Annotated in this window: 12 protein-coding genes; 8 read left to right on the forward strand and 4 right to left on the reverse strand. The window is 70.2% G+C overall.

The annotated features are described in order from the left end of the window. Positions 1–4: 4 nt before the first annotated feature. The 5 genes from AVE30378_RS27700 to AVE30378_RS27720 all read left to right on the forward strand — a co-directional run bounded on the left by AVE30378_RS27700 (position 5) and on the right by AVE30378_RS27720 (position 4,611). A complete protein-coding gene (locus AVE30378_RS27700; protein WP_129245669.1) occupies positions 5–844 on the forward strand; it encodes a heme/hemin ABC transporter substrate-binding protein in 840 nt (279 codons plus the stop codon). Between the two features lie 22 nt (positions 845–866). After that, positions 867–1,841, forward strand: coding sequence for a FecCD family ABC transporter permease (locus AVE30378_RS27705; RefSeq protein ID WP_244235170.1), 975 nt, complete (start codon positions 867–869; stop codon positions 1,839–1,841). Further along, positions 1,838–2,626, forward strand: a complete 789-nt coding sequence (locus AVE30378_RS27710) for a heme ABC transporter ATP-binding protein (protein ID WP_165360322.1) — start codon at positions 1,838–1,840, stop codon at positions 2,624–2,626. Before AVE30378_RS27705 ends, AVE30378_RS27710 begins: the two co-directional genes overlap by 4 nt. 69 nt (positions 2,627–2,695) lie before the next feature. Beyond that, on the forward strand, positions 2,696–3,178 hold the full coding sequence (locus tag AVE30378_RS27715) for a YajQ family cyclic di-GMP-binding protein (protein WP_042794875.1): 483 nt from the start codon (positions 2,696–2,698) through the stop codon (positions 3,176–3,178). A gap of 527 nt (positions 3,179–3,705) precedes the next feature. Next, positions 3,706–4,611 carry a LysR family transcriptional regulator gene (locus tag AVE30378_RS27720; RefSeq protein WP_129245671.1) on the forward strand — a complete coding sequence of 302 codons (906 nt, stop codon included), beginning with the start codon at positions 3,706–3,708 and terminating at the stop codon, positions 4,609–4,611. A gap of 13 nt (positions 4,612–4,624) precedes the next feature. Here AVE30378_RS27720 and AVE30378_RS27725 read toward each other — a convergent pair whose 3' ends face one another. Then, entirely contained in the window at positions 4,625–6,070 is a 1,446-nt protein-coding gene (locus AVE30378_RS27725; RefSeq protein WP_129245673.1) for an AlkA N-terminal domain-containing protein, read from the reverse strand. A 142-nt stretch (positions 6,071–6,212) separates the two neighbouring features. On the opposite strand from AVE30378_RS27725, the gene ogt reads away from it, so the two are divergent. The 3 genes from ogt to AVE30378_RS27740 all read left to right on the forward strand — a co-directional run bounded on the left by ogt (position 6,213) and on the right by AVE30378_RS27740 (position 9,004). Beyond that, positions 6,213–6,761, forward strand: coding sequence for a methylated-DNA--[protein]-cysteine S-methyltransferase (ogt, locus tag AVE30378_RS27730; RefSeq protein WP_129245675.1), 549 nt, complete (start codon positions 6,213–6,215; stop codon positions 6,759–6,761). An 84-nt stretch (positions 6,762–6,845) separates the two neighbouring features. Then, positions 6,846–7,931 (forward strand): tartrate dehydrogenase, encoded by a 1,086-nt coding sequence (locus AVE30378_RS27735; RefSeq protein WP_129245677.1) that lies wholly within the window; start codon positions 6,846–6,848, stop codon positions 7,929–7,931. Positions 7,932–8,023: 92 nt separating this feature from the next. Beyond that, entirely contained in the window at positions 8,024–9,004 is a 981-nt protein-coding gene (locus AVE30378_RS27740) for a Bug family tripartite tricarboxylate transporter substrate binding protein (protein WP_129245679.1), read from the forward strand. Between the two features lie 33 nt (positions 9,005–9,037). Here AVE30378_RS27740 and AVE30378_RS27745 read toward each other — a convergent pair whose 3' ends face one another. The 3 genes from AVE30378_RS27745 to AVE30378_RS27755 form a co-directional block, all read right to left on the reverse strand. Further along, positions 9,038–9,643 (reverse strand): phosphatase PAP2 family protein, encoded by a 606-nt coding sequence (locus tag AVE30378_RS27745; RefSeq protein ID WP_129245681.1) that lies wholly within the window; start codon positions 9,641–9,643, stop codon positions 9,038–9,040. Positions 9,644–9,734: 91 nt separating this feature from the next. Beyond that, complete coding sequence (gene arsC / locus AVE30378_RS27750) at positions 9,735–10,163, reverse strand: arsenate reductase (glutaredoxin) (protein WP_129245683.1); 429 nt, start codon at positions 10,161–10,163, stop codon at positions 9,735–9,737. Between the two features lie 65 nt (positions 10,164–10,228). Continuing rightward, a partial coding sequence (locus AVE30378_RS27755; protein WP_129245685.1) for a PepSY domain-containing protein occupies positions 10,229–11,494 on the reverse strand: 1,266 nt, incomplete at its 5' end.

Genomic DNA, 11,494 nt, shown 5'->3' on the forward strand with positions numbered 1-11,494 from the left:
TGCGATGAAGACATGGTTGGCAGTGGCAATCGGGTGGATGCTGGCCGCGGCCGCGGCCGCGCACGCGGCGCCGCCCGGGCGGGTGGTGACGCTGGGCGGCAGCGTGACCGAGATCGTCTACCAGTTGGGGCAGGGCGGGCGGCTGGTGGGGGACGACCTCTCCAGCCTGTATCCCGAGGCGGCGACCAAGCTGCCGCGCGTCGGCTATTACCGCTCGGTGCCGGTGGAAGGGGTGCTGGCGCTGCAGCCCGACCTGGTGCTGGCGTCCGAACAGGCCGGTCCGCCCGACGCGCTCAAGCGCCTGGGCGAGGTCGGCGTGCGCGTGGTGACCGTGCCGGATTCGCCCTCGGTCGATTCGCTCAAGGCGCGCATCCGCAACATCGCCGAGGCGCTGGACGTGGCCCCCGAGGGCGAGCGCCTGGTGGAGCGCATCGGGCGCGAACTCAAGGAGGTCGAAGCGATCCCCGTCACGCAGGCGCGCGCCGTCCTGCTGATCAACCGCACCGGCACCCTGCAAGGGGCCGGGCGCGGCACCGCCGCCAACGAAGTCATGGCGATGGCGGGCCTGGTCAACGTGCTGAAGGACCAGCAGGGCTACAAGCCGGTTTCCGCCGAAGCGGTCGGCGCGCTGGCGCCGGACCTGATCGTGGTGACGAAGACTTCGCTCGAAGCCACCGGCGGGCCGGAGAAGCTGCTGGCCATGCCGGGCATCGCCTCAACGCCCGCCGCCGCGCGCCGGCGCGTGATCGTCATGGACGACCTGCTGCTCCTGGGCATGGGCCCGCGGCTGCCGCTGGCGCTGACCGAGCTCAAGCGGGAGGCCGCCGGTGCGATGGCGCGCTAGCGCCGGGCGCGCCAGGCCGCCGCTGGCCCTGCTGCTGCTGGCCGTGGCCGTCGTCGCGGTGGCGCTGGCCGCCAGCAGCAGCGGCGCGGTCCGGATCCCGCTGCGCGAACTGCCGTCCCTGCTGTGGGGCGACCCCGCGCCCGGCAGCGAACTGTGGCGCAACGTGCTGATCGACATCCGCCTGCCGCGGGTGCTGTTCGCGCTGGTCGCCGGCGCGGCGCTGGCCATTTCCGGCGCCTCCATGCAGGCGCTGTTCCGCAACCCCCTGGCGGAACCCGGCCTGATCGGCATTTCGGCCGGCGGCGCGCTGGGGGCGGTCGGGGCCATCGTCCTGACCTCGGGCGGATTCTGGATCCTGGCACCCTCGGCCTTCGCGGGCAGCCTGCTCGCCACCTTCTGTGCCTACGCCCTGGGCCGCCGGGTGCCCGGCGTGGCGGGGCTGCTGCTGGCCGGCATCGCGATCAACGCGGTGGCCGGGGCCGTGATCGGCCTGTTCACGTTCGTCGCCAACGACGCGCAACTGCGCGACCTGACCTTCTGGAGCATGGGCAGCCTGGCGGGCGCGAACTGGAAGCTGCTGGCGTTCCTGGGCCCATGGGTGCTGCTGGTGTCGCTGTGGCTCATGAGCCAGTGGCGCGTCATGAACGCCCTGCTGCTGGGCGAGCGCGAGGCCCAGCACCTGGGCTACGCGCTCAAGCGCGTGCGGGCCCGGCTGGTCCTGGCCTGCGCCCTCATCGTCGGCCCGCTGGTGGCGGCCACGGGCGGCATCGCGTTCGTGGGCCTGGTGGTGCCGCATCTGGTGCGCATGACGCTGGGCGCCAACCACCGCTGGCTGCTGCCCGCCTGCGTGCTGGGCGGCGCGCTCGCCCTGGCGCTGGCCGACTGGCTGTCGCGCGTCGCGGTGGTTCCGGCCGAACTGCCGATCGGGCTGGTCACCAGCCTGGTGGGCGGGCCGTTCTTCCTGTGGCTGCTGGCGCGCGGCCGGAGGCACGGATGATGCTGGCGGCCGAGAACCTGACATTGGCGCGCGGCGGCAACCGCATCCTGGACCAGGTGTCGCTGGCGCTGCGGCCCGGCGAGGTCGTGGGCCTGCTGGGCGCCAACGGCGCGGGCAAATCCACGCTGCTGGGCGCGCTGTCGTCCGAACTGGCGCCCGACGCCGGCCGCGTGCGGCTGGGCGGCGCCGACCTGGCGCGGCTGCCGCACCGGCAGCAGGCCCGCCAGCGCGCCGTGCTGCCGCAGAAGCCCGGGCTGAGCTTCGACCTGGATGTGCGCGAAGTGGTGGCGATGGGCGCCTATCCGTTTCCGGAACTGTCCCCAGCCGGCGTGGACGCCCTGGTGGACCGGGCGCTGGGGTGGGCCGACGTGGCGCATTTGCACGCCCGGCGCTATCCCGAGCTGTCGGGCGGCGAGCAGCAGCGGGTGCAGTTCGCCCGCGTGCTGGTGCAGTGCAACGCGGCGCGCGTCCAGGGCGAGCCCCGCTACCTGCTGCTGGACGAGCCCACCGCCAGCCTGGACCCCAAGCACCAGGGCGACCTGCTGCGGGTGGCGGCGGACCTGGCGCACGCGGGAGATACCGGCGTACTGGTGATCCTGCACGATATGAACCTGGCCGCGCGCTGGTGCGACCGCCTGCTGCTGCTATGCGCGGGCCGCGCCATCGCCGCGGGCACGCCCGCCGAGGTGCTGACGCCGGGCAACCTGTACCTGGCCTATGGAATCGACGCGCAGGTCATCGCGCATCCGCTGCAGGCGGGGCGCCTGCTGGTGGTCATGGGGTGACGCGGGGCGCGGCGCCGGTAAAATGGCGGGAACGCATTCTTCACCCACCATTGCACAGGACCCCGTGTCATGCCTACTTTTGACGTCGTCTCCGAAGTCGACAAACACGAACTCTCCAACGCCGTCGACCAGGCCAATCGCGAACTCGCCACCCGCTTCGATTTCAAGGGCAGCGATGCCAAATTCGAACTGGAAGGCTTCGTCGTGACCCAGGTCGCCTCCAGCGCGTTCCAGCTCAAGCAGATGTTGGACATCCTGCGCGGGCGCCTTTCGGCGCGCGGCATCGACGTGCGCTGCCTGGACGTCGCCGATCCGCTCGAGAACCTGGGCGGCGCGCGCCAGAAGATCACGATCAAGCAGGGCATCGAGCAGCCCGTGGCCAAGAAGCTCATCGCCGCCATCAAGAACGCCAAGCTCAAGGTGGAATCGCAGATCAACGGCGACAAGCTGCGCATCAGCGGCAAGAAGCGCGACGACCTGCAAACCGCCATCGCGCTGCTGAAAAAGACCGACGTCGACCTGCCCTTGCAGTTCGAGAACTTCCGCGATTGACGTCCGAGGTTCAGGTGTCTTGCGGCTCAGGTGTCTGACACCCGTACGAGATGCCCGTGAGACCGTCGCTGCGTTGGCCGGGTGTCAGACACCCATGCAGCGCCCTGGCACCGCGAAGGTCATTTCGTAGGGGTGTCAGACACTTGAGCCGAGAACTTCCGCGATTGACGTCTGTGGCTCAGGTGTCTGACACCCGTACGAGATGCTCGTGAGATCGTCGCTGCGCTCGCCGGGTGTCAGACACCCATGCGGCGCCCTGGCACCGCGGAGGTCATTTCGTAGGGGTGTCAGACACTTGAACCGAGAACTTCCGTGATTGACGTCTGTGGCTCAGGTGTCTGACACCCGTACGAGATGCTCGTGAGACCGTCGCTGCGTTGGCCGGGTGTCAGACACCCATGCGGCACCCTGGCACCGCGCAGGCCATTTCGTATGGGTGTCTGACACCTGCACCGCGCGTATGGGTGTCTGACACCTGGAACGAGTGTCAGACACCTTCCCCCGACAAGGCTTCTTCGAAACGGCCCATGGCGCATTCTTCTGAACTCCAGCTTATCGTCGAACTGGCGCGCGCCGGCGGCATGTCCGCGGCGGCGCGGGAACTGGGCGTCACGCCCGCCGCCGTCAGCAAGCGGCTGGCCCAGATCGAGGCGCGGCTGGGCGTGCGGCTGGTCAACCGCAGCACGCGGCGCCTGAGCCTGACGGCCGAAGGCGAGGTCTATCTGGAAAACGCCCGGCGCATCCTGGGCGAAATCGAAGACCTGGATGAATTGATCGCCAGCCGCCAGGCCAGTCCGCGCGGCCTCTTGAAGGTCAACGCGCCGCTGGGCTTCGGCCGCAGCTACATCGCGCCCGCGATCGCGGAATTCGCGCGGAAATATCCCGAGGTGTCGCTGCAATTGCAGTTGACCGACAGCCCGGCGGACTTCGTGCAGGACGCCTTCGATGTGGCGGTGCGTTTCGGCGACCTGCCCGACACGCGCCTCATCGCCCGCAGGATCGCGCCCAACCGCCGCCTGGTCTGCGCATCGCCCGGCTATCTCAAGATCCACGGCGTGCCGGCCACGCCGCACGACCTGGCGCGCCACCAGTGCATCGTGCTGCGCCAGAACGAGGCCGCCTACGGACTGTGGCGCTTCACCAAGGGCCGCCGCAGCGAAACCGTGAAGGTGCGCGGCGGCCTGAGCAGCAACGACGGCGAAGTCACGCTGACCTGGGGCCTGGCGGGCCTGGGCATCCTGCAGCGCGCCGAATGGGACCTGGCCCGCTACCTGCGCAGCGGCCGGCTGGTGCGCGTGCTGGAAGACTACGCCTTGCCGCAGGCCGACATCTACGCCGTGTTCCCCGAAAGGCACCACCTGTCCACCAAGGTGCGGGTATTCGTGGACTTCCTGGTGGCGTACTTCCAGAAGGGCGAAGACAGCCAGTGGTGAGCCGCCGCCCGGCTCAAGCCGTCCACAGGTGCTGCGCCGCGTAGGCGCGCCACGGGCGCCAGGCCTCGGCCCGGGCCAGCAGTTGCGCGGGCGTGTAGGCGCGCGATTCCAGGCGTTCCAGCGCGCGGATCAGGCCGATGTCGGCGGACGGGAAGGCGTCGGGTTCGCGCAGTTGGCGCAGCGCGATGTACTGCGCCGTCCATTCCCCCACGCCGCGGATGGCGCGCAGGCGCTGGACGGATTCCGCCAGCCCGTTGCCGGCGTCGAACAAGTGCTTGTCCGCCACCGCCGCGGCCGCCACCGCGGACAGCGTCGCCGCGCGGCTGCGGGGCATGCCCAGGGACGCCAGCTCGGCGGCCGCGACCGCCTCGGGCCGGGGGAACACGCGGGTCAGTTCGCCGTCGGGCCGGGCCATCGGCTCGCCATGCGCGGCGACCAACCTGCCGGCCAGGCGGACGGCCGCGGCGACCGTGATCTGCTGGCCCAGCACGGCGCGCATGGACAGCTCGAATCCGTCCCAGGCACCCGGCACGCGCAGCCCGGGACGGGCCTGGATCAGCGCCGTCATGACCGGGTCCCGCGAGAACTGCGCGGCGATGGCGACGGGATCGCTGGCCAGGTCGAAGACGCGGCGCAGGCGGGCGATGATGGCGGGCAGCGCCTGCAGCCTGGGGAAGCGCACGACGGCCCGCAGCGCATTGCCCGGGCCGGGCCGCAGCGTCACCGTGCCCTGGTGCCCATCGAGGCAGAGGGTGCGCGCGTAGGCGTCGTCCGTGACCCGCTCGACGCCGGGAATGGCGCGCAGGCGCAGGAAGCCCAGCATGGCCTCCCAGTCGTAGGGCGGCCGATAGCGCAACAGCAGTTCGATCTCGCCTTCGCGGCCGGCCGGGACTTCGGGCTTTTCGGAGCGGCGGAGTTCGCCCGGCGCCCGCCCGAACAGGCGATGGAATATCTCGTTGAAGCGGCGGATGCTGCCGAAGCCCGACGCGAAGGCGACCTCGGCCATCGGCAGGCGGGTTTCGTGGATTAGCTGTTTGGCCAGCAGCACGCGCCGCGTCTGGGCGACGGCCACGGGCGAGGCGCCCAGGTGCTGGCGGAACTGGCGCCGAAGCTGGCGTTCGCCCACGCCCAGGCGCCGGGCCAGCGCGTCCATACCTTCCTCGTCCAGCGCGCCCAGCTCGATCAATTGCAGCGCCCGCGACACGCTGTCGGGCAGTTCGCGCCCCGGCCCCAGCTCGGGCGCCGTCTCGGGCCGGCAGCGCAGGCAGGGGTGGTAGCCCGCCTCCTGCGCCGCCGCCGCGGTCGCATAGAACGTGACGTTCTTCGAGAGCGGCGTGCGCGCCGGGCAGACCGGGCGGCAATAGATGCCCGTGGTCTTGACGGCGGTGAAGAAGCGGCCGTCGTAGCGGGCGTCGCGCACTTGGATCGCGCTGTAGCAGGCGTCGTGGTTCAGGTCCATGCGCCGATACTACCGCCGCCGCCGGACCATGATCTAGCGGTTTTCGGACAGGGTTGTGTTTGTCACTCATGTCCGGAAACCGCCAGTCCGATCGCCGCGGCGGTTCCATAATGACGCCATCGGACTCATCAGGAGACGCATCATGCCGGCCCTAACCTTCGCCCTGGAACGCGTCGCCACGCCGCTGGGCCAGATGCTCGTGCTGACCGACGAGCAGCAGCGGCTGCGCGCGGTCGATTGGGAAGACTACGAAACGCGCATGCATACCTTGCTGCGCCGCCAGTACGGCAAGGACGCCGTGCGGCTGGATGGCGCCGGCCAGCCCTCGCGGGCGCGCCGCGCGCTGGAGGCCTACTTCGACGGCGAGCTTGCCGCCATCGACGGCTTTCCGGTGGCGTTCGGAGGCACGGTGTTCCAGCGCCAGGTCTGGCAGGCGCTGCGCGGCATCGCGGGCGGGCAGACGGTCAGCTATGGGGCGCTGGCCCACCGCATTGAACGGCCGACCGCGGTGCGCGCGGTGGGCCTGGCCAACGGCGCCAACCCCGTGGGCATCGTGATTCCGTGCCACCGGGTGATCGGCGCCAACGCGTCCCTGACGGGCTACGGCGGCGGGCTGCACCGCAAGCGCTGGCTGCTGGAACACGAAGCCCGCCATTGCGCGCGCCCGGCCCGACCTTCAACTCCAGGTTAAAGATGTTTTGAGTTTCGGCGCCGTCCCGCGCGCCGGCGGTCGGTACAGTGCCTGCAAGACTCATCGGCAAGGAACCGCCCGCACATGAAGACCTATCGCATCGCAACCATCCCCGGCGACGGCATCGGCAAGGAAGTGATTCCGGCCGGGCGCCGGATCATGCAGGAACTGGCCCGGCAAGGCGGCCTGCGGTTCGAGTTCCAGGATTTCGACTGGGGCGGCGACTACTACCGCAAGCACGGCGCGATGATGCCCGCCGACGGGCTGGACGCCCTGCGCGACAAGGACGCGATCCTGTTCGGTTCCGCCGGCGACCCGCACATCGCCGACCACGTCACCCTGTGGGGCCTGAGGCTGAAGATCTGCCAGGGCTTCGACCAGTACGCCAACGTGCGCCCCACGCGCATCCTGCCCGGCATCGACGCGCCGCTCAAGCGCTGCACGCCGGAGCAGCTCAACTGGGTCATCGTGCGCGAGAACTCCGAAGGCGAGTACTCGGGCGTGGGCGGCCGGGTGCACCAGGGCCACCCCATCGAAGCCGCGACGGACGTGTCCATCATGACCCGCGCCGGCGTCGAGCGCATCCTGCGCTTCGCGTTCAAACTGGCGCAATCGCGTCCTCGCAAGCTGCTGACGGTGATCACGAAGTCCAACGCCCAGCGCCACGCCATGGTGATGTGGGACGAGATCGCGCTGCAGGTCAGCCGCGAATTCCCCGACGTGGCCTGGGACAAGGAACTGGTCGACGCCGCCACGGCGCGCATGGTGAACCGCCCGGCCTCGCTGGACACCATCGTCGCCACCAACCTGCATGCCGACATTCTCAGCGACCTGGCCGCGGCGCTGGCCGGCAGCCTGGGCATCGCGCCCACCGGCAACATCGATCCCGAGCGCCGCTACCCGTCCATGTTCGAACCTATCCACGGTTCCGCTTTCGACATCATGGGCAAGGGGCTGGCGAATCCGGTGGGCACCTTCTGGTCGGTGGTCATGCTGCTGGAGCACCTGGGCGAAACGCAGGCCGCCGCCCGGCTCATGCAGGCGATAGAAAGCGTCACCGCCGATCCCTCGCTGCACACCGGCGACCTCGGCGGCAGCGCGACCACCGAGCAGGTCACGGAGGCGGTCCGCGCGAAGCTGGCCGCGCTGGCGCCGGCCCGGGCCGCCTAGCGGCAAGGCGGGACGGGGGCGCAGAACCCCGCCCGCGCCGCCTTGCGGCAAAAAGAAGAAGCGAAATCCCTATTCGTAGCCAGGAGACAACCATGCATCAGAAAGCCGTTACCGCGCGCGCCTTGGCGTTCGCCTGCCTGTTGGGCCTGTCCTTCGCGGGCGGGGCGTCGGCGCAGTCCTATCCCGCCCGGCCGATCAGCCTGATCGTGCCGTTTCCGGCGGGGGGAACCACGGATGTGCTGGCCCGCGCGCTGGGGCAGGAACTGGCCAAGAGCCTGGGCCAGCCGGTGGTGGTGGAGAACAAGCCCGGAGCGGGTTCCACGCTGGGCGCGGACTACGTGGCCAAGGCGGCGCCCGACGGCTATACGCTGCTGATGGGGGCGGTGCACCATACGATCGCCACCAGCGTCTACAAGAGCCTGCACTACGACTTCCAGAAAGACTTCGCGCCGGTCACGACCGTCGCCCTGGTGCCCAACGTGCTGGTGGTCAATCCCAAGCTGGACGCCAAGAACGTGCAGGGCCTGTTGACCATGGCGCGGGCCGCGCCGGGCAAGCTGACCTACGGATCGAACGGCATGGGCACCGGCCAGCATCTGATCGGGGCGCAGTTCGAAAAGGAAGGCCAGGTGAAGCTGCTGCACGTGCCCTACAAGGGCAGCGGGCCGCTGACCACCGACCTGCTGGGCGGCCAGATCGATATGTCGTTCGATACGGTCACGCCGGTGCTTGCGCACATCCAGAGCGGCAAGCTGCGCGCGCTGGCCGTGACCACGAACAAGCGCTCGGAGGCGCTGCCCGACGTGCCCACGATGGAAGAGGCGGGCCTGAAGCCGTTCGACATGGGCACGTGGTTCGGCGTGCTGGCGCCGGCCGCCGCGCCCGCGGACGTGGTCGAGCGGTTGAACGCGGAGATGGTGAAGATCATCCGTTCGCCGGATTTCTCGCGCCGGATGGCGGAGATCGGCGCGGTGCCCATCGGCGACAGCCCGGCCGAAATGAAGGCGCGGATCGGCGCGGACACCGAGAACTACGCCAAGCTGGTCAAGGAAGCCAAGGTCGCCATCAACTGAGGACTGCGCGCGGGTGCCCTATGCGCGGATGCCCTACGCGCGGATCCAGCCGCGCGCGATGGGCAGGGCCAGCACCTTGCGGTACAGGCCCTGCGCGGCCGCGGTCAGCGGCGCGCCCGCGCGGTTCCATACCGGCACGGCGGCGCCCGCGGCCAGCGGCGCCAGCGCCAATCCGCCCAGGATGTCCAGCGGGAAGTGCACGCCCAGGTAGACGCGCGACGCGCCCACCAGCGCCGCCAGTGCCAGCGCGGCCCAGCCCAGGCCGGCCCAGCGCCGGTCGAAGATCAGCGTGCAGGCCAGCGTGGCGATGATGATGGTGTGGTTGCTGGGGAAAGACGAGGTCGCCGCGTGTGCGAAGAAGGCATGCCCCAGCCCGATGGCGAAGGGGCGGGGATGCGGCCACAGCGCGCCGCACAGATAGCTGGCGAACAGCCCCAGCGCGATGCTGGCCAGCGCCTTCAGCGCCAGGTTGCGCTGGGCTTCACCGCCCCAAAGCCAGGCGGTGGCCAGCGCGCCCGGCACCAGCAGGATCAGCTTGTTGGCCGCCAGCATGGCGGCGTGGATCCGCCATACCGGCGTGGCGGGGTCGGCGTTGAGCAGAAGGAAAAGGGACTGGTTCAGGCTTTCCAGGAAATTCATGACAAGTCATCACGGCGTAACAATCCAATAGCCGCGATGGTAATGAGGTTTCCCGTCAGTCCGCTTACAAAATGCACCGAATCCCGTGGTTTTACTTCTGGATGCGTTTGCCCTGCGCGTCGATCACGGCCTCGCCGTCTTCCTTGGAGAAGGCGCCCTGCTGCGGGGCCGGCAGGATGTCCAGCACCAGTTCCGACGGGCGGCACAGGCGGGCGCCCAGCGGCGTCGAGACGAAGGGGCGGTTCAACAGGATGGGGTGCTGTTCGATGGCGTCCAGCAGCGTTTCGTCCGAGAGGGACGTGTCGTCCAGGCCCAGTTCCTGGTAGGGCGTCCCTTTTTCGCGCAAGGCGTCGCGCACGCCGATGCCGGCCTGCTTGAACAGCGCCTTCAGCGTCGCGCGCGACGGCGGCGTTTCCAGGTACAGCACGACGGCGGGCTCGATGCCCGCGTTGCGGATCATGGCCAGGGTATTGCGGGAGGTGCCGCACTTGGGGTTGTGATAGATGGTTACGTCGGACATGGGGGCTCCTCTTTCCGGTGAATCGTCATGCGAGGCAATGAGCATAGTGCATCCGCGCCCGCGCTTCAGGCGCGCAGCTTTTTCCCCAGGCGCCGCCAGCCGACGACGACGCCGGTCAGGCTGAGCGCCGCGCCGCCCAGGCTCAGGAGGATCAGCACGGCATCCCAGAGCGGGCGGCGGTCCAGCAGGCCGTTCCAGTCCCAACTGTGCATGAACGCGAACAGCCAGCGGCTGGCGCGGGCGCCGCGGTCCTGCCGCCCCAGCACCTGGCCCGTGCGCGGATCCAGGTAGACCCAGGTGGCTTGCGGATCGCCGAAGACCAGCCGCCAGGCCGGCAGCGGCTTTTCGATATGGCCCAGCATCGCATGCGCGTCGCGCGCGTAGTAGTAGAAGTCGTGGGCGTCCAGCACTTCGATGCCGCGCAGCGGCGCGCCGGGCAGCAGCCGGGCGGCGGCGGCGCGCAGCGCCGTTGTGTCGAAAGCATAGGGCGCCGCGCCGCGGGCGGACAGCACTTGCGGAGCGCCCGGCCCGCTGCGCGCCAGCGCCAGGTCGCGGCCGTCGACGCGGGTCCAGACGAGTTCGCGGGGCGGGGCGGGCAGGGCCGCGATCAGCGCGCCGGGCGAGGCCAGCGGAGGCCCGGCCTCGGGTTCGCCGGCGTACGCGGCCAGGGCGAGCGGCGCCGCGTCGCCGGTGAAGAGCTTCCATGGGTTCATCGACATCAGCCCGCTGAAAATCCAGGTGATGGTGATGACGGCGAACAGCAGGCCGCTGAGGTGATGCCAGCGCATCATGGGCTCGCGGTAGGGCGAGCGGCTGCCGCTGGCGTACGGCCGCGAAAATCGCCAGCGCAGCACGCCGACGACCGTGCCCGTCAGCGCGACCAGCACGCCGGCCACCGACAGCCAGACCACGATGTCGTGCCACCAGGGGTCCAGCGCGTTGCCGCGCAGCGGATACAGCCAATGGATCCAGGCGCCGGCATAGTTCCACAGGCGTTCGGCGCGCGTGGCGTCCAGCACCACCATGCCGGTCGCGGACGAAATGTACAGGCGCGTGCGCTCGGGGTCTTCCATGTCCACCCGATGCAGCGGGCGGTCCGCGTCCAGCGCGCGGGAGTGCGTGTAGACGTCCTCGTCCACCGTGCCGCCGTAATGCGCCGCGTACCGGCCGCCGAACCAGGCCGCGGCCGTCGCCCGCGCCACCTCGGCATCGGCCCGGGGCAGGAGGGCGCCGGTGGCGGCGTCCACCACCTTGGGGGCCTCGCGCCTGCCGCCGGGAACCACGTAGACGGGCGCGCCGCCGCGCGCGGCGGCCAGGCTCAGGCCGGGGGC

Source organism: Achromobacter veterisilvae, from assembly GCF_900496975.1.
Classification (GTDB): Bacteria; Pseudomonadota; Gammaproteobacteria; order Burkholderiales; family Burkholderiaceae_B; genus Achromobacter; species Achromobacter veterisilvae.